This window comes from Pseudomonas sp. SDO52101_S400, from assembly GCF_054071635.1.
Genome location: NZ_JBSVWF010000004.1, coordinates 95,412 through 114,350, shown reverse-complemented (window position 1 = coordinate 114,350; position 18,939 = coordinate 95,412). Strand labels below are relative to the sequence as shown.

9 protein-coding genes are annotated in these 18,939 nt (G+C 55.9%); 7 read left to right on the top strand and 2 right to left on the bottom strand.

The window, feature by feature from the left end:
- Positions 1-58: 58 nt before the first annotated feature.
- Positions 59-1,510 (bottom strand): pyruvate kinase, encoded by a 1,452-nt coding sequence (pyk, locus tag ACW9HX_RS02985; RefSeq protein WP_457379444.1) that lies wholly within the window; start codon positions 1,508-1,510, stop codon positions 59-61.
- A gap of 236 nt (positions 1,511-1,746) precedes the next feature.
- On the opposite strand from pyk, the gene ACW9HX_RS02980 reads away from it, so the two are divergent.
- The 3 genes from ACW9HX_RS02980 to ACW9HX_RS02970 all read left to right on the top strand — a co-directional run bounded on the left by ACW9HX_RS02980 (position 1,747) and on the right by ACW9HX_RS02970 (position 3,229).
- Entirely contained in the window at positions 1,747-2,043 is a 297-nt protein-coding gene (locus ACW9HX_RS02980) for a hypothetical protein (protein WP_457379443.1), read from the top strand.
- A 220-nt stretch (positions 2,044-2,263) separates the two neighbouring features.
- Entirely contained in the window at positions 2,264-2,650 is a 387-nt protein-coding gene (locus tag ACW9HX_RS02975) for a tetratricopeptide repeat protein (protein ID WP_011335675.1), read from the top strand.
- Positions 2,651-2,869: 219 nt separating this feature from the next.
- Positions 2,870-3,229, top strand: coding sequence for a PilZ domain-containing protein (locus ACW9HX_RS02970; RefSeq protein ID WP_457379442.1), 360 nt, complete (start codon positions 2,870-2,872; stop codon positions 3,227-3,229).
- Between the two features lie 139 nt (positions 3,230-3,368).
- Here ACW9HX_RS02970 and ACW9HX_RS02965 read toward each other — a convergent pair whose 3' ends face one another.
- Entirely contained in the window at positions 3,369-3,770 is a 402-nt protein-coding gene (locus ACW9HX_RS02965; protein ID WP_457379441.1) for a DUF6124 family protein, read from the bottom strand.
- Positions 3,771-4,231: 461 nt separating this feature from the next.
- On the opposite strand from ACW9HX_RS02965, the gene ACW9HX_RS02960 reads away from it, so the two are divergent.
- The 4 genes from ACW9HX_RS02960 to ACW9HX_RS02945 all read left to right on the top strand — a co-directional run bounded on the left by ACW9HX_RS02960 (position 4,232) and on the right by ACW9HX_RS02945 (position 18,939).
- Positions 4,232-6,781: a hypothetical protein gene (locus tag ACW9HX_RS02960; RefSeq protein ID WP_457379440.1), complete on the top strand. Its 2,550-nt coding sequence runs from the start codon at positions 4,232-4,234 to the stop codon at positions 6,779-6,781.
- Positions 6,782-6,924: 143 nt separating this feature from the next.
- Positions 6,925-10,542 carry a Tc toxin subunit A gene (locus tag ACW9HX_RS02955; RefSeq protein ID WP_457379439.1) on the top strand — a complete coding sequence of 1,206 codons (3,618 nt, stop codon included), beginning with the start codon at positions 6,925-6,927 and terminating at the stop codon, positions 10,540-10,542.
- A 41-nt stretch (positions 10,543-10,583) separates the two neighbouring features.
- Complete coding sequence (locus ACW9HX_RS02950) at positions 10,584-14,669, top strand: Tc toxin subunit A-related protein (protein ID WP_457379438.1); 4,086 nt, start codon at positions 10,584-10,586, stop codon at positions 14,667-14,669.
- Positions 14,662-18,939 (top strand): hypothetical protein, encoded by a 4,278-nt coding sequence (locus ACW9HX_RS02945; protein WP_457379437.1) that lies wholly within the window; start codon positions 14,662-14,664, stop codon positions 18,937-18,939. The genes ACW9HX_RS02950 and ACW9HX_RS02945 overlap by 8 nt, the downstream gene beginning before the upstream one ends.

The window sequence follows — 18,939 nt, the reverse complement described above, 5'->3', positions numbered from 1 at the left end:
AAAGCAAAAAGCCCCACCATTCACACGGCAGGGCTTTTCATTTTCAGCAACCGGTCACTCAGACCTGCGGGTCGCCCACGTGCAGGATCTTCATGCCGTTGGTGCCGCCTGTGGTGTGGTAGCTGTCACCCTTGGTCAGGATGACCCAGTCGCCTTTCTGCACAACGCCGCGCTTGACCAGCTCGTCGATGGCTTTCTGGCTGACTTCGTTCGGTGCCAGCGAAGCCGGGTCGAACGGAACGGTGTACACGCCACGGAACATTGCCGCGCGGGCCTGGGCTTCGCGGTGCGGGGTGAAGCAATAGATCGGCACCGACGAACGGATACGCGACATGATCAGCGGGGTGTAGCCGCTTTCGGTCAGCGCGATGATCGCTTTGACACCCGGGAAGTGGTTGGCGGTGTACATGGTCGCCAGTGCGATGCTTTCGTCGCAGCGCTCGAATTCCTTGCCGATGCGGTGGCTGGAGGTCTTGCTGGTCGGGTGTTTTTCAGCGCCGACGCAGATGCGCGCCATCGCCTGCACGGCTTCCAGCGGATAAGCACCGGCAGCGGATTCGGCAGACAGCATCACGGCGTCGGTGTAGTCGAGCACGGCGTTGGCCACGTCGGACACTTCGGCGCGGGTCGGCATCGGGTTCTGGATCATCGACTCCATCATCTGGGTCGCCACGATCACAGCCTTGTTGTGGCGGCGTGCATGCAGAATGATTTTCTTCTGGATGCCCACCAGCTCAGCGTCGCCGATTTCCACACCCAGGTCGCCACGGGCAACCATCACGGCGTCGGAAGCCTTGATCAGACCGTCGAGGGTTTCGTCGTCGGCCACGGCTTCGGCGCGTTCGATCTTCGCCACCAGCCAGGCGGTGCCGCCGGCTTCGTCGCGCAGTTGACGGGCGTAGTTCATGTCGGCAGCGTCACGCGGGAAGGACACGGCGAGGTAGTCGACTTCCATTTCAGCGGCGAGCTTGATGTCGGCCTTGTCTTTTTCAGTCAGGGCCGGCGCGGTCAGGCCGCCACCGCGACGGTTGATGCCTTTGTGGTCGGACAGCGGACCGCCGATCGTCACCACGCAGTTCAGTTCGGTGGCGGTGGCGGTTTCAACGCGCATCACCACGCGGCCGTCGTCGAGCAGCAGCTCGTCGCCCACGCCGCAGTCCTTGACCAGGTCCGGGTAGTCGATGCCGACCACTTGCTGGTTGCCTTCGGTCAGCGGATGGCTGGTGGAGAAGGTGAACTTGTCACCGATCTTCAGCTCGATGCGCTTGTTGGCGAATTTGGCGATACGGATTTTCGGGCCTTGCAGGTCACCCAGCAGGGCGACGAAGCGGCCGTGCTTGGCAGCGAGGTCACGCACCAGCTTCGCGCGAGCCTTGTGCTCGTCGGGGGTGCCGTGGGAGAAGTTCAGACGGGCGACGTCCAGGCCAGCCAGAATCAGCTGTTCGAGAACTTCCGGCGAGTTACTGGCCGGGCCAAGGGTAGCGACGATTTTGGTACGACGGACGGACATGCAAAGACTCCTCAGGTTCAAGCGCCAGCGAAGGCTACTATGCTCGAAGGGTGTAGTCATTGTTCGTTTGCACTACTTTTTTTCGTTTGTTTCTTTAAACGAACATCCCTGAAAATTTCGCGGTGTTGTTTTACCGCCTGTCGGGACTGTCAGTTCTGTCAGGTAGGCAGGCATTTGAAACGCATGTGTAGTGCTCTGGAACCTCGTCAAGGGTGACGAGTCATGGAGACATCAATATGAACAAAGTGAACAGTTTACCCTCCGCCCCCAATATTGTTCTTCCGCAACCAGGTGCTGAAGTAACCAATAAAGTCAGGTTTTCCGGAACCACGGAAAACGTAAAAAAGGGGGTTGTTACTGTCTATCGTGATTTGAGTACGATCATCTTGTTCCAGGCCGACGTTACTGACGACCGCTGGGAGGGTGTTTTAGTTGAAGATTTGCCCAAGGGGTCGATTAGCGTTGTAGCAACAACTAAGGTGAATGGACAAGAATCGCATCGTTCCAGCCCGCGAATGTTCACGGTCAAATAATCGCCGTATCGATTCGCCATGCCCACTGAACCCGAGCGGTTAGTGGGTTTTTCGTTTGGGCGGTTCAACGAAGGACACTTGCAGCCGATTGTTTCATCGGCTGAAGTCAATCCTCATCATCCAGCGGCTTGCGTCGAACCTCACAAGAGCAAACCTGACAGCGGATGACTGAAGATTTCTCACACGGGGTCGATACAGAGCACAAGACAGGAGAACCCCCATGCGATTCGTGCCCATTGCCGCCCTTGCCCTAAGCGTCCTCGCCGCCTCGGGCTGCACCCGTTGGTCGATGAACCATCATTTGAACAACGCCTACAGCGCCTATGACCGGGGCAATTGCGAGCAGGTGATGCTCGAGCTGTCCAAGGTCGAACGCGCCAGCCGTGCCCGTCCTTATGTGTGGCCGGAAGTGTCGATGATGCGCGGTCAGTGCCTGGAACGGCAAAAAATGTTCGTCGATGCGGCGCAGACCTATCAGTTCATCATCGCCTCGTACCCCAACAGCGAATACGCCTACCGCGCCCGTGCGCGTCTGGAAACCCTGCAGAGCCTGGGTCATTACCCGACCCGCAGCGCGGCGGCCGTGGTACGTCCAACCCGCTTCTGATGGCGGTTGTCATACAAAAGCTGGCTGGCTGTACAAGGTGAGCTATAGTCCACAGACACCGGTTTAGAGCCTGGATTCTAAACTGGCGCAACACCTGCGACTGGCATGAGATTGACGTGGCGAGCGCCACACCGGGAGCGGGGAGAGCGGGCCTGGCGGACAGGTTCGTTCCGAAGCACAGTGCGGCCCGGGCATCGGGCCATGCATGGCGATACGCTCATGTTTACCGACCGTCGAATCGAACGGCATCAATTGCCGTATTTTCTGCGTGTGTTCAACAGCGTCACCGATAAACCCATCGGTTTTCTGGGCAACGTCTCGGAAGATGGTTTGATGCTCATCAGCCAGTTGCCGATGATGATCGGGGCCGAATTCAATCTGCGTCTGAAAATCCCTGTGGGTGACGGTTGCCAGCAGGTCATTGACCTCAGCGCGTGTTGTCTGTGGTGCCATGAAGACGCCACCCCCCAGCACTACGACGCTGGCTTCAGTCTGTTCCGGACGCCGCCGGAGTACGGGCAACTGGTCGAGGCGTTGAAGCAGTACTTCAGTTTTCAGCCGTTGCCGGCCTCGGCCTGATTCAAAACCTTCAAAAACATCGCGGGCAAGCCCGCTCCCACAATTCCTGCGGCAGTCACCATTTATGTGAATGACACGGAACCCTGTGGGAGCGGGCTTGCCCGCGAAGGCGTCAGAACAGACGCCATCCTCTCAAGGGCTAGCCAATAGCAATCGCCCGCTCGCTATCCAGCGTCCTCTCCGCCAGCAACAACCCCATCTCGCTCAACTGATAGATCGCCATCGCCAGATGCCGCGGCTTGTCGTCCAGGCTGTCGGCCAGGTCGAGCAGCAGAATGCTGACCGAGGAAAAAGTCTCGTAGGTCTGGATGGCAATTGCCTCGGGGTTGATCTCCGGGTCGACCTTGAACATCTGCATGCCGCGATCCACGGAGTTGCGCGGTTTTTCCGGTTTGGGATTGAGGTAGAAGTCGAGGGCCCGGTGGGCGGCGTCGTGGAGTTTCTTTGAATCGACTGAAGCGTAGGGGGAGACCGGATCGGGTTGATCGGTCGGGTCCTTTGGATCGGTGTCCGAAGGGGGATTTGGAACTGGCTTTTTCATGTATTTCGTACTCGTCGTTAGGACCACCATTGGCTCGCGACTAAACGAGAAAAGGGGGGCGGCTGTAAGCAGGTTAGTCGACCGGGAGTACGTACCGGTGCGCCCAAGGGCGCCCTGCGAACAGCCACCATCGAGTGCGGGGATAGGGAATACCCGACTGGATGACGCTTATGCGCAACGTACTAAGACCCCGGGCGACTAAACCCGGCCGCTGATTGGCAGCGACGGGGATCAAGTTACGGGGCAACGCCAAGGCGCACAAGCCGGCGGATTCTGAGGGATTTGTAGGCAATGGCACAAGGCGTCGTAGCCCGTTGTTACGACTTGCAGGATGCTGTCGGAGCGGGCTGTGGGAAGAGTTACCGTTTGTCGGGACTGTCAGATTTTACAGGTAGGCGCACTTCGCCCATTGAGCGTAAAAACATCAAAAAGAGTTCGCTTATCAGGAGGGAGATGCCGCTATGACAAATGATCAACAGCTTCCATCGGGGCTCGATGCGGATTTTACTTTTCGGATTTATCAACCTAAGCCTGATGAAGTCAGCAACTCTGACTGGAACAATGTCGCAGGGGTTATAAATGCCATCCTGGCCTTGGCGATCGTCTTTATTTACAGGCGTGAGGACAGTGGTGAGGATACATTTTTGGGAACGGCAACGACCACCTTGATTCCATTTCCTGACCCTGAGGATCCCGCGGGATGGAAAGTTGTGGCCTGGGCTACTCCACCGCTTTTCTTGAGTGAGAGATCACACCGGATATTTGCTCGAGTTGTTGTGGACGGTATTAACCACGACACCCTTCATCAGACGTTGACTATCAGTCAGCCACTCGCCCGTCCTGATATTTTGACTCCCGATGTTAGACAAACCATCCACACTCGCCCTGTTCGTGTGTCGGGGCGGGTACCCGATAACTCAACGTTCGTCGGGGTGACTGTGAAACTATTTTTGGACTTGGGCCAAGATCCTATCGGTGAAGTCCTACTGTCCAGCCGTTCCTGGTCGACTTTTATCGATTGCAGCCCAGGTGCGCACAGCATTACCGCTCAATCATTCAAAGGCATGGCATCCACAGGGCGTACCGAGGCTCGGTTGTTTTATGTCGCTCCACTTGCACTGGAAAGTGTAAACGTTGATTTCGATGCCGGCGGTTCCATCAGGTTCTCCGGCAATGGGTTCGAAGGGGCTATGGTCAAGCTGACTGTCGTCAGCGGACCTGATGTAGACGCGCTGCCTGAGGTACAGGTGGAAAGTGGTAGTTGGGCGATAACTGCGAAGGATTGGCCGTTGGGTTCATATACTCTGAACGCCATTCAAAGAGTCTCCAATAGCAACGGCGGCTGGATCGATTCACTGGCACTGGAGGTCACTGTCGAGCGAGGGGTACCCGATCCAACGGACGTGAAGCATACGCTGGACTATCAGCCGACGTTTTTCGGCGGGGGACTCATCGACGCGTCAGTGCGTTTATACAACCCTGATGGCGTCACCAAGGCAGCGCCGGATGCGCGGGTGGGGAGCAATGGCCAATGGTCGAGCCGGGCATTCGACGTGTGGGGGGCGACACGCAATCGAGAGGTTCATATCAAGCAGTACCTGGATGATCAGGAGTCACCGAACTGGATAAAGCTCAATGTCAACATCCCCCCGCAGCAACCTTCGATCGATCCGGTCGGCGAAATCGGGCTTCTACCCAAAATAGAGGGTGGCTGCGATCCCGGAGCGACAGCTGTCCTAATCAAGTTCAGTAATGCCCCGACCTCTTTCAACGCTACGGTCACTGGAACCTCTTGGCACTTTCAATCTACCGAAGCGTTCGTTGAGGGCGTGGTTTACACCGTCGAGGCGGTCCAGACAGTCGTCGGACTGGAATCGGAACCTGCTTCCAGACCGTTTTCGGTGTACGTGGAACGGCCAAAACCCACGATCGCTGACCCTGAAGATGGGGAGGAATGCGACAGCGATCTGACGGTGACCGGTGACAAGGGGATGAAAGACGCTTCGATGCAACTCTGGGATGCCCGGGACAAAAAGCCGTTGGGTGATCCCGTCGTGCTGAGTGCAAACAACGCCTGGTCCATCAGTCTCAGGAATCTGAAAGTTGATGATTGGTTTATCACTGCTCAGCAGACGCTCAACGGTCGGCCATCGGAACACAGTGATATCCGCCAATTCAAGGTTGTGGTGCTGCCTCCCAAATTTTTGAAACCGTTGCCGGGTGAAAAGCTGTCCCGTACTTCAACCCTTTCAGGCAATGGCCGTTCGGGAGGTCGGGTCACCGTGTGGCGCAAGGGTATTGAGGAGCCTGTGTTGACCGATGTCTCGATCATTAATGGCATCTGGGAAGGCGAAGTTGAGTCAGAGGTAGGCGAGGCAGTCTTCTGGGCCATCCAGACCGTTGCGGGAATATCGTCAAAACCCAGTCCTGAGGTGACCTGCTCTTTCGTGCCCCCCAAGCCGGTTATCGAGTCTCCGACCGACGAAGAACCCCTCGGCGCGACAGGGACATTTTCCGGCTTTGGCGACTCCGGCGACAAAGTGACCCTGTGGCGAGGCGAAGATGAGTTGGGGCACGCAACTGTGGATTCCGACCGTACCTGGTCAATCCGCACAACACTGACACCACCCGAGGGGGAGATCACCTTGAAATTCGTCGCCTCAAGCGGTGTGTTTCATTCTGATCCGACCGAATGGACAGGCCGGTTGGGTCTTTTCCAACCGAGATTCATAAAGCCGGTTGAAGGTCAGTGGGACTCGCCTGTGATTGTCTTCGAGGGGGTGGGCAATCCCGGCTCGGGGACGCTGGTGAGCGCTTTCAATCCGGATGAGGTGATCGCGGAAAATATTCCGATCACTGAGGCCGGATGGAGGATCACTTCAGCAACGCCATTGAGAGCGGGAGAGCAGTGGTTCAGATTTCGGCAGACGTTCAATTCGGGTACGTCAATTTCTGACTGGTCCCAAAGCGGGCGTTGTGACGTAAAGCCAGAACCGCCTGGTGGTGACTGATCGAAAGAGTCCGACGAGCGGCTGTTAAACCTGTCATTTATGACAGTAGACGCTTGACGTCCCACAGCGCTGAATAACCTGAAGCGACGAATGCCCCACGGCTCGTTCGCCGTAAGTGTGTTCATCATTCAAGGACTGCCAGTATGGCCAGGAAAAAAACCTCGAAACGCCCCAGCCTGGTGTTGTTCGAGCAGGTTTTCGGCAAGCAGCATAGCCTCAAGAAGTTTTCCGGTCTGAAAGCCTGGCTGGAGCGTGGCGAATCGATTTTTCCATTGGTGGAGAAGGGGCCCGAGGGGCTGGTCAGGGACTTCGGAATCAGCCTTGAGGAGGCGCAGAAGTTTCTGCACCGAGCCAATGCTCTGGCGGTTTATCTCCGGCGGCAGTTCATCGAGAACTCGCTGGCCGGCCGGTCGAAAACGACGCCGGAACGTGCCGATGGTTTTAACACTGGGCCCAGTTACGAGTTGCTGTTCCCCACTGCATTTGACGAGTTCGCACCGGTCGGGGGGCTGGAAGATGCCACAGGGGTGGTGGCCTATCTCGTGGAACTTTGGAACTGGATCTTTAACAAAATCGAAAAAAATTCGAAACCCGGCAATATTCCCATTCATAACCGTCGTGTCGATATCAACGAGTTACTCATTGATCGCAATGCGATGCACCAGACGATCTCTGCAGTCAACATCATCGTCAAGGTGTTGGAAGAATTTATTGCAAAGTACAGCATTGCTCCAGAACCGGATCTGGAAGAGGCAATGATCCAGAGGCGCTATCCGAATGGTTTGCCCTACTACAAGCACTGGGCAACGATCAATACGGTCGCCGCCCATCATGGCCTTTCAGTAGGACATTTTGCACGCTGGGTGGATCCGGGCTACCCGAATTTCCTCCAGCCTGACGCCCGGGATGAGGATGCCGGTCGTGCACTGTCACATGCTTCGCGGCTGGGCCCGTTTCAGCGGGGATTATTGATTGAGCCTGCCGTGACGGCAGCCGACGCAAAGGCTTTCTACTTAAAGAACTACGGCATCAAAGATCCCGAATGGAAAGATCTCGCTCAGGTCAAGATTTTCGGCCCGCACACCAAACAAAGTGCCGAGGATATTGAGGGCTTCCTGTCGATCCGCAGCTTCGCTCCGGCCCGATCGCCCAACGTGGAAATCTACGGGGCGTTGGCAGGACAGGAGAGTGAGCGTTCCGGATCGATCTTCATCAATGGCGGCAGATCACCTGCCATGCAAGTGGAGTACCTCGAGTCCCTGCATAAGTTAAGCGAAGACCCCGCTGATCCTGAACGCTACGACCGGATGAACCGCAAACGACGTCTGGATAAATGGATGGGATTGTCGCCCGAGCAGGTAGATGCGTTGCTGGATGCTGCCTCAAATGCCGAAGGTGCTGGCAAGAGGCCAAGGTCCGGGATCTGGATTACCAAAAATGTGGTGCATGCATTGGGCCTGTTCCAGACCTTGCGTGAGGGCTATCAATGCACCGCCCGGGATTTTGCGGTGTTTATCGACAAACTGGCGATCTACGGACGCGGTCAGGAGTCGTCACAATTCGATCAGGTGTACAACAACCGCCAGGACAACTATCGCGATCGCATTGTTCTGGATAACGGTGAATTCAAGGCGTTTCCTGCACAAGGCGAGATCGAGCTGACGGTCAATCTTATCTGCAGTGCACTGAATATCGATTTGCAGACTTATCGCTACCTGGCTCTCGCCATTGCGCGCGCCCATGACCGCACCGAAACGTTGCTACGCAACCACAACATTCTCTCGGCGTTTTACCGTCTGGTGAAATTGCCACGTCTGTTGAACATGACCCCTGTTGAAGGTTTGTTGATGCTCATGGTGCTTGGCGGGGAGACATGGACTGACGGTCTGGCAGGCGTTCCGGTGATCAAGGAAAGCCGCGAGCCTGGTGACGCTACACCTGACGTGCTGGATCTCATTTTGGCTCTGGTGGCTTGCCGCTACTGGTGTGAGTCCCGCAACCTGCCGGTGCTGTGGATGCTGCAGCAAGTGACGGATCCACCAGTATCCAATGTGGCATCCGAGTCTGAACTGCGTTTGTTCGAGCAGGTTCGGAACTTGCTGAGCGCCGCACTGTTGACTCATTCCGCCTTTTTGACGGCCGGTGTGCCACCTCTGGTGGGCAGAGACTGGCGAGACTTGCTGTCTGGGGTGACCAACCCTATCGGCCTGGTGAAGTCTCGCCCTGGCACTGAGGCCGAGTACTTGGCGTTTGTTAGGGAGGAGCTCCATAAAGCGGTCAGTGAAGGGCTGGATGAGGACGACGTCACTGTGCGTACTCCGATTGTCGAGACCATGCTCGTGGTCGTGTTACAGGCGCGTGATGCCCAGTTGTCCGTAGTCAGGGAAAATCTGGCGTTGTACATCGGGTTGGATGCGGAGCTGGCGCTACGGGTTTTGAGTTGGGCGAAATCGACTGTTTATGAATTGCTGACGCGCATTGTCGATCATATTGCCGAGGACACAATGTTCTCACGCAAGGGGCGCGACGAGCCGCTTGATCCACTGTTCACCCTGTTGGCCGATGTGCGTCGCCGCAGCGCCGTTGTCCATGAACTGGATCTTAGGGATGACGTGCTCAGGGATTTGCTCGACTACGGCATGAGTGTCTGGTGGGAGCAGGACGATCCCTATGCCTTCAATATGACCACGCTGTATTACCTGACAGTGCTCACTCATGCCTTCGACATCAGCCAGCGGCCTTACACCGAGTTGCTTGAGTATCTTCGTCAGGTCAATGAGCTGGGCGATCCTGAGAAGTTGTCTGTGGACGAGCTGCGTCTTGCACAACAGGCATCGGCAGTGTGGCTGGCACGGTTTTTCGATTGGAGCGAGCAGGAAGTGCTCGAGTGCATCGGACGAATCGATCCGGTGCATAGGCTCCTGAAGAATCTGAAGCAACTGGATCTGCTGGTCCGTGTGCGTGAGCTGGCCACTCATACGAAGATGGATGCCCTGACGATCTTTCTGCTGGGTAATTTGCCGGAAGACGTCGACAAGGCAGCTTACAAAGATGCTGCCGAACACGCCTTGCTGAGCCTGTCGGAAACGGCGCCGCCGGTTCGTCCGTCCGACGAGCTTCGTGCGCCGCTCGTCAACATGGACATCCTTCCGAACTACACCGAAGTGATTGCCGGCAGCACTGACAAGATCGTTTTCACTATCACCCTGACAGACCAGGATAAACAGCCGCTCAGCGGTGTGTCTGTACAAGGGCAGGCCAGCCTCGGCAGTCTGGTTGTCGGAAAAACCAGTCCCGCTGGTATCGCCACGGCAACCTTTACCCCAGGGAAAGTCATGGGGAGTGAGCGTCCGCTGTTCTGGGTGGTCCTGACTCCAAGGCAGGAAGCCCCTCTCATTTCGCTGATCGACGATGGGAAAAACCTGGATTTCCCACCCCATTTCATGTCGAAGGTGCCGGTGAGTGAAGTTCCGTTGGGCCGGTCCGTCGAATTGTCCGCAGTCCTCATGGATAGCTTCGGCAATCTGGGCAAGAGCCGGCAGGTGCGGTGGACCGTGGTTGCCGTCGACGACGATCCTCGCCTGCATGTCGAGGCCGATATCCGTCCTGCTCAGGGCCTCACCACTCAGGAAGGCCTCGCCCGGGCAATTGTCTCCAGCGCGACGGGCGGGACGTTCATGTGCACCGTTTTTTCGGAAGCCAGCGAAAAAGGGGTGGATTTCAAGCCGATTACATTTGAGCGCCCCGTCATTCCCGAGTGATACCCAACGTTCGCGCATCCCGTATGACAGGAGAAGTGATCATGAGTCAAAGCATCATCAACGACCTGCTGGAGCAACGTCGCACCGCGCTGGCGGACTACTGCATTGGCTACCTTGGTGAAAGCACGGGGCCGTTCAACATCGTCAAAAATGTTGACGATTTGAATCAACTGCTGCGCCTTGATTCGCTGGAAAATCAAAAAGTGCCTGGTGCTTTTGGTGCCGAGGCGATCATCTGTGCGCAGAAGTTCATCAATGCTGCTTATCGGAGGCTTGAGCCGGGGTATCTGAAAGCGAAATTCCCCGAGGATGACCTGAAGCGCTGGGAGCTGTACCGAAATTATCCGGACTGGGCGGCGCTGATGTTGCTCCTGATCTACCCGGAAAATTACATGCTGCCCTCCGTGCGGCCGGACATGACTCTTTTGTTTCAGCAATTGATCACCAGCCTGAACCAGACAAAATTGAGCGAGGACTCGGTGCTGGTAGCTATGCGCGAGTACCTCACTGGCTTTGAGAGAATTTGCAATCTGCAGGTCGTCAGCGCTTTTTTAGATGGCAGCACGGCAGTGGATGGGGAGTATTTTTTTCTCGCCCGTGAGCGGGTAGCCCCGTACAGACATTACTGGCGCGAAGCGAGGATCGAGCTGACACCGACGTGTACCAGCATCAATCCGACGGCCTGGCGAGAGTGGGTCCTCATCAATGGGGGGGGCACCGGAACTGTGGTGGACATGCGCCCGGTGCTCTGGAATAGACGACCTTGTCTGGTCTGGGTCGAGTATTCAGATAAGCTCGGGGAGATAGAAAAGGAAGGATATGTCCCCTACAAAATCAGCACCAATATCGCATTCAGGTCGCAGAACGGAGACTGGTCGCCCACAACGACCTTGCAAAGCTATACGAGTGACAGTGCGCCGGCTGCCGGTAGCCGTTTGATCGCCACGGCTCGCGTGACTGAAAGCCATCCCAATGGCTGTCTGGGTGTGTTGTTTTTCGATGGCACTAATGCGAAGCAAGCGGTGGTACGTGATGTACTGTTTCGGCCGGTAGATTATGACAATGGTGATTGGCTGGAAATTCTGAAGGAACGCTTTCCTGATGTTTTGACCGTCCAGCATTCGTTGACCGAAAAGACCCAACCCAAGATTGTCAGCACGGTAGTGGCGGCCGGAACCTTGACTGACTTCTATGAACTCGAAGCCATTTTTCTACCCCATTCCAAGGGAGATATCCTGGCTGTCAGGGGTGTTTGCAAGGCGAATGACGTTGGTGCTACGGCGGAGGTCGATTTTGATCTGACCTTGACCAGCACTCCGTCAGGTAATGACCCAAAGGAAACCAAAGGAAAGTTTTCGGGAAAAGGTGGCTGGGGAACGCCTTGGCTTGTCTACAAGCGCTCATCAGGCGGTTTTGTTGTCAACTTCACCTTTACCTTTGGCGTTACCGACGTAACTGCGGCGTATGGCCGTAAACAATATTCACTGACGATGAAAGATATCGCTGGCTTCGATCCCGCTGTGCTGGAAAGGAATCGGGGAAACGCGTCGGAGTTTCTGGCGTTCAACAAGCCGGGAACGCTGGCCCGTGTACGCCTTAACTCGCTGTTTGGTCCGCGACTGGTCGCTCTCTCCAATGCATCGGTAGATGCTGTACTTGCCTGGTCGAATCAGATCGTGGATGAACCGCCCCCTGAGGCAGGGACGATTAGTGAACCCCAGGGTGCGTTCAATGGTGCCAACAGCTTGTATTTCTGGGAGCTGTTTTTCTACCTCATACATCTGGTTGCCGTTCGCCTTCGCGATGAAAATCGTTACCGCGAGGCGGAAGACTGGTGGCGAAAAGTGTTTGACCCACGAGCTGTCGCGGAACCTTCAGTTCCGGTGAAACCGACCGACAAACCGGACTTTTGGCGATGCTGGGCTCTGGTGGGAAAGGGCAATCTCGGCCCTGAGTGCCAGAAACAGGACGACCCGTACGCCATCAGTTATTCGGAGCCACGTCATTTCAGGATTTGGACGTTCATCGAGTTCGTCAAAAATCTGATGGATGAAGGGGATTGGTATTACCGCCAACTGACGCGGGACAGCCTGGTGTTGGCCAAAGAATGTTATCTACAGGCTCAAGCAATGTTGGGCGCTCCTCCTTCTGCACGCTCGGTAACTGACTGGCAGCCACAAGAACTCGGTGCACTGATTGCAAAGAGCGCTAGCCGCCCGGCATTGGAGGCATTCGAAAAAACGCATGTGTATTCCCTGGCGGACGTCCCGCCATCGGCCTCCGCAGCCCCGGCGATGGGACTGATCGCAGCCGGGCCGTTCAAATTTCCGACCAATGAACGATTGCTGGATGTGTTCCAGTTACCCCGGCAGCGTCTGCACAACCTGCGCAATTGGTTGGACATCACTGGTAATCCACTCGACCTGGCGCTGTACGATTCACCGGGGGATCCCGCGGAATTGTTGCGTTATCTGGCCGCCGGAAGCAGCGCCGGGCCAAGGCCGATGGGTGGGCGAGTTGGCATCAATGGTTATAACTGGCGGATGACCTTCGAGATGGCACTGCGCTCTGTGCAGACACTCAAGGATTACGGCTCTCAAGTGTTGCGCTGCATGGAACAACGCGATGCCGCGAAACAGAGCGAAATGCAGCAAGCGAATCTGGTCGATCAAAGCGAGTTTACGAAAAGCATTCAGGAAAAAAACATCGCTCAGATGCAGGCAACGCTGACGGCATTGCGGCAAAGTCGCGAGACGGTGCAGCAGCGCGCCGATGGTTATTCCGAGTGGTACGAGCTAAATGTCACTGAGGAAGAATACAAATGCATGAATGACCTTCAGGCTGCCAAACAGCTCAATCAGGCATCGGTGACCATCCAGGCTACAGCGGGTGCAATTTCGGCCATACCTAAAATCTTTGGTGTGGCCAACGGCAATGCCTTTCCTGAAGGAGTGGCACAGGCCATCGCCTATGGCTTGCAGATTTCCTCCATGGGCAAACAGGCAGACGCGGAAAAGAGATTGGTAGCCGAAGGTTATCGCTTACGGCGCCGCGAATGGGGTTTGCAACGCAATCTGGCACTGGCCGAGCTGTTAGCTATCGATGAGCAGATCAAGGCGCAGGAGATTGCTGTAGAGGCTGCCGAGAAGAGCTTGCAATTGGTGTTACAGACCAATCGTCAGTCCCTGGCCTTGTACGATTTCCTTCAGAAGCGCACGACTCGCAGTCAGTTGTATGACTGGCTACTGGCAGAACTCAAGGCGCTGTACTACCAGGCTTACGATGCGACCCGCAGCCTGTGCATCAGTGCACAGGCGTCGCGCAATGCTCAAACCGGTGATTACGATTTACAGAGACTTCTGCCTGAGACGTGGTCCGAGAAACATCATGGCCTGTTGGCGGGTGAGCGACTGCATGGCTTTCTGATGCAGATGGAGCATGACCACTTGCAAAGCTATGAGCGGCGACTGGAGCGGGTCATGATCTTTTCCTTGAGAGAGGCCTTCGACAATGCCATCGGGCTCCAGCCAGATGCACCCACTTGGGCCAAAGCGCACGAAAAACTGCAGACCACGGGCACGCTGGCGTTCAACGTGGGTGAGCTGCACTACAACCTCAAACATCCCGGTGAATATTGCCGTCTGATCAGTTCGGTCGATGTCACTATCCCGGCACTGGTTGGACCTTATCAGACTGTCGACGCCACTTTGACTCAGACAGGTAGCCGAACCATCATCCGGCCATCGCCGCGGGCGGTGGAGTATCTGCAAACCCCCGAAGGAACGGCGGCACCTGCGGATGTACTGTTCAACACGCGTCCGGGGCAAAAGATCGCGATCTCCCAAGGTGTCGCAGATGATGGACGCGTCATGGATGACCAGGATCCGGGCTTGCTTCGCGCCTTTCAGAGTACGGGTGCCGTTTCTTCCTGGGTGATCGATTTCCCGTGGTGGGGTAAGGAACCGCAGTGTTCATTACTCGCCTCGATGACTGACCTGATCCTTACCATCCGTTATACCGCCAAGGCCGGTGAACCGACGTTCAGATTGGCGGTGGAAAACCTGGTGACAGAAGTCGAAGAGAGCGCTGCAAAACATAAAGTCAAGAGGAGCCGCAAACATGGCTAGTCCGGAAACTCAGGCTGAGCGGAATCTGGTCGTCAATGGCGATTTTACTCAGGGGCTCACAGGCTGGAAAAATGGACCAGTCAATCCATCGTACGTCACAACAAAGCCCGAGCAGTATGAAGGCCTCCTAATACGCATTTTGTCGGCCCTTGACGGCGCCTCTGCCTTTCAGGAAATCCTGGTACCCAAGAATGCCAGTGCAGAGGCCCGTTATGTCCTCTCCTGCCTCGGCGAAATGAATCACAAAGAGGAGGGCCTTTTGGAACTCAGCGTGGATGGAGTTTCCGAAACACAGAAAGTCCCGTTACTTGTAGGGCTGGGCCGTGATCGAAATGCCGACCAACTACGTCAGGAGAAGGGACAGCCTCTGGTATTCAAACCGCGCGAATACGAAGTGCCGGTGACATTGCCGCTTCTAGATACACACACACTGCGTGTCGAAGTGTGCAGTCCGCGCAACGAAGCGGGTGACTACTTTTCGTCGTTGCGCATTACCCGAATCAACCTTCAATTGCACCTGCCGGCGGCAAAACTGCTGGCACTGAAACTGGATGATCAGGAGTTGCCGCTGGACCGGGCCTTGCCTCTGTGTCCGGGTGCGCTCGGTTCGCAGGCGCATCGACTCACGTGTGTGCACGCAGACGATTGCGACTGGCAGGGAACGCGAGAATCTTTGAGCGGTGACATTCCGCAGGACGCCATTGTTTTCGATCCGGAAAGGGGTAAGGACAAGCCGCTGGATGACGCTTGGCGGCTCTTCATTCCGGAACTCGATGATGAGTTACCGCTTCTTTTCGACCTTTGGTTGAACAGCGAGCACAGCGCTCCTGCGCGCAGGATTCAGGTCTCTCTGGATCACCACCGCTTGAAATTTCTCGACGTGCAGGAGCAGAAGCATTTCGTGATTCTGGAATACAACCAAATCATGAAGGTTGGGGTTCGCGTTGGCTCGTATTACACCGACAAGGCACTGGCAAGGCGAGCGGTAACCTGGACGGTCGAAGGCAAAAACGTGAGCGCAACGACACCGACCGATCCTGACGGCTGGGTTTATTTCGAGCACACACCGGATAAGGCCGGTGATTTACGCATTATGGCCTCGGTCGAAAGTCCGTATTACGCCAGTCGTGTCGTGAGTCAGGTCTTTGAAGTCAAGGTACTGACGACCGACCCGTTGAAAGATGTCCTCACGATAGTCGCAGGAGCGGAGCGCCCGTGGGAGCAGCCGGGTTATCCAAATCGAGGAGCGATCTATGAGTTGCTGATCAGATTTCCTGAGGTCCTGCGGAATACCGATGTGACGCTGCGATGGTTCGGCGAGCCTCACGATAAACTGGGTGTCAAAGTCAATCCGGAGCTTGATACCGCCGTTCGGGTAAGTCCCGAAGGAACAGTCAGGTACCAACTCGATAACGAAGACAAACTAAATGGCCAGTTTTCTCTGCGGCTGATCTCTTCGCATCTGTTGGAGCCTTCGCCCGAGAAACCCATGTCACTGGCCCGCAACGTCGTCAAGCCAGGGGACGTGCGTGAGCCTGACAGGATTTGCGTGGTGGATGAAAACGAAAGCGCATGGATGTGGATGCAGGTGCTGCATGAGACGGCCCTCGGTGACGGCGATCCGGTCGAGCGCGCACTGGTTTTCTGGAGGGACCCGGATGGAACCGTTACCAAGTCGTTTACGGGCGCTGGCGGTTGGTCCAGGCACTCCTATCGGCCTCTTGCTGCCGGGGAGCATCCCGTCGATGCCACGATCAAGGCGCACGAAGAGGCCGAGCCGAGCGAAAGAACCTTCGTCGTGAAGGCGATTGCGACCAGCCTCTGGAAGCAGCACGTGAAGATTTTTCTGGATGAGTACCTCGTCGATTTCAATACACTCGGTTTGATCTGTCGGCATGGCGAGACACATACCCTGAAGGTTGTGCCTGTTACTGGAAGCCCATGGATCCGTACTAAAAACATCAGCCTGAACTGGCGAGAGGCGGATCCTCGGATCGGCTTGAAAATGGCTAACCCTGGAGTGCCTTTTCTGCTGATGCCGGAGGGAGTGACATGGATATTCACCTCCAGTGCGGATGCCAGTATCAGCAGTCTGTTTCAGCTTAGTTTGAAAGCTGATGGGGTTGCAGAGGATCGTGAGCTGTCCGGGCGATTCATCAATCCGGATCTGACGCAGGAACTGAGCATCAGGTTCGATCAGGGCTCGGCAGCTCTAGATGGTCAGGCCCTCTATCCCTGCCTGGGGGCGGTTCATCGCTTCAATGTCTGGCTGAATGTTCTGAGTCCACTGGTGGGACTGTCGTCAGCCCTGGAGTGGTCGGGGACGCCAGCCGACGAATTTGACGCAACTGTGAGTCCTCCTTTGCCCGGGACTCAACCCATGGAGGCAGATGGTTCGTCCTGGGAGCTCGATTTCGTCTCCAGCGTGACGGCAGGCCAGTTCGCTCTTACGTTGAGTCTGCCGCAACTGTCGTATGTCGCGACTGCCAAACCGATGCTTTTGGGACATAACGCTGTAAGTTTCAACTACATGCTCGAATCGCCAGTGGATCCAGTGGTGGACCAGGATTCGGCCTGGACATGCGTGAATGTGATTTCACGCTTCACCAGGACGCCTGTTGCAGGTGTGCCGGTGAAATGGCAAATGACGGATACCCCCGTTGTCGTGAACACCGACGCCGAAGGTAATTCCTGTTTTGGCTTTGTGCCAGCAAGTGCTGAAATCCATTCGGTACGGTCTTCGTTGAGCAGCCCATACGACAATTACACAGAAGAAAAAAGCACGGCGATCAAGCCGTTAACGGACAGTCCGTGGGCGCAAGTCAAGATGAGCATCGACGGGCAGCCACAGCAGATGTGGGGCAGCAGGACCGGATTCCCTCGTCGAAAAGGCGTGCACAGTATCGTGGCATTTTTTCCGAAGGTGCTGGAGGGGCAGGTTGTGCGTCTGGGCCAGACCAGCACGGCGCCATCGGAGCTGGACAATTACTATGAACCGGAGCTGGGTGCGGCGCAGGTTGTCACTGGCGGGCTGGCGAGGTTTTCGTTGCGAGCGGGAGACGTGAAGAACGGTAGTTTCTCGTTGAGACTCTCTGCCGAGCGGTTGGCACGCCTGTCGCCTGACAATGCGATGTCGCTGGGCCCGGGTTCGCAGGTCTTGAAGATAAGTGCGGACAGCCATGCTTTGCGAACACTTGCCTGGGGTGAAACGCTGGATTGGGCGATCACTTTGATCTCTGCCGCCAGTGGAAAACCAATGGTTGGCTGGACGGTGAAATGGAGTCATCCGGACATCGAGGGTGAGACATCCGTAACTGACTACTATGGAGTGGCGAGAATTAAGTTCGTTCCGACGACGCCCGGTGCGGCGCTATTGAAAGCGAGTGTGGGGGATGAGCAGCGCTCTGTCTGGGTTTTGCTGCCATGTTTTTTGAACGATCCAAATGAAATCAGCGAGTTGCTCATCACCAAACCGGCGGAGCACCCGGGAGAGCTGGTCGAGGCGCAGGCCACTGTTGTTTCGGCGTTCAGCAGTCTGCCGACTGAAGGTGCCACGGTCATGTGGACGGACCACGATGATGCTCTCCCGTCGAGTCAAACTGACGCCAATGGCAAGGCCACTGTTCGTTTCATGCTCACGGGGTCTGGGGAACGGGCATTGACGGCGACTGTAGAGAGCGGCTTGGGAGGGTGGGACGTTAAAAGTATCCCGATGAGCGTGAAAGTGGGACCAATAATCAAAGTGCTGAATGTCAGCCCTCCCGTCGTTTACTCGGGCGCGTCAATCAGGGCAAATTTGATGGTCGTTTCTTCAGATGATGGTGGAGGTTGGGCTGGTTTGACTGTTCGTGGGGAGTTTCAGAATGCGTCAATACCGTTCACGGATACAGACGCCTCGGGATATTCACAATCTGGCAATATCCTCACATCAGGGAGCGGAATCATGACTCTCTCAGCCAATCTCCCCGGTCACCCCCAGTTCAAGTCTTTCGAGGTTGAGGTTCTGGGCGAAGAAGTACCGCGACTCTCGTATCTCAGGTGGAATGGGGGAAGTTTATTCAGCGTGCATGTCAAGGATGGCTCGGGAGATGATTTGGAAGGTATATGGGTCTTTTTTCGAGTGGGTACAGCGAAGTATGACCCTGTCGTGACGGACCACATCGGCAGGGCACAAATTCAGATCCAGGAATTCAGAGGTACTCTCTATGCCGGTATAGAAGTCGGGGTGTCAAAGTTCTTGCATGAGATAAGTATTGCGCTTCCAGGATAA

Bases quoted from the DNA above. Each gene is read 5' to 3' on its own strand.
- pyk (WP_457379444.1), bottom strand. From the start codon at position 1,510: ATGTCCGTCCGTCGTACCAAAATCGTCGCTACCCTTGGCCCGGCCAGT.
- ACW9HX_RS02950 (WP_457379438.1), top strand. From the start codon at position 10,584: ATGAGTCAAAGCATCATCAACGACCTGCTGGAGCAACGTCGCACCGCG.
- ACW9HX_RS02945 (WP_457379437.1), top strand. From the start codon at position 14,662: ATGGCTAGTCCGGAAACTCAGGCTGAGCGGAATCTGGTCGTCAATGGC.
- ACW9HX_RS02965 (WP_457379441.1), bottom strand. From the start codon at position 3,770: ATGAAAAAGCCAGTTCCAAATCCCCCTTCGGACACCGATCCAAAGGAC.
- ACW9HX_RS02955 (WP_457379439.1), top strand. From the start codon at position 6,925: ATGGCCAGGAAAAAAACCTCGAAACGCCCCAGCCTGGTGTTGTTCGAG.
- ACW9HX_RS02975 (WP_011335675.1), top strand. From the start codon at position 2,264: ATGCGATTCGTGCCCATTGCCGCCCTTGCCCTAAGCGTCCTCGCCGCC.
- ACW9HX_RS02970 (WP_457379442.1), top strand. From the start codon at position 2,870: ATGTTTACCGACCGTCGAATCGAACGGCATCAATTGCCGTATTTTCTG.
- ACW9HX_RS02980 (WP_457379443.1), top strand. From the start codon at position 1,747: ATGAACAAAGTGAACAGTTTACCCTCCGCCCCCAATATTGTTCTTCCG.
- ACW9HX_RS02960 (WP_457379440.1), top strand. From the start codon at position 4,232: ATGACAAATGATCAACAGCTTCCATCGGGGCTCGATGCGGATTTTACT.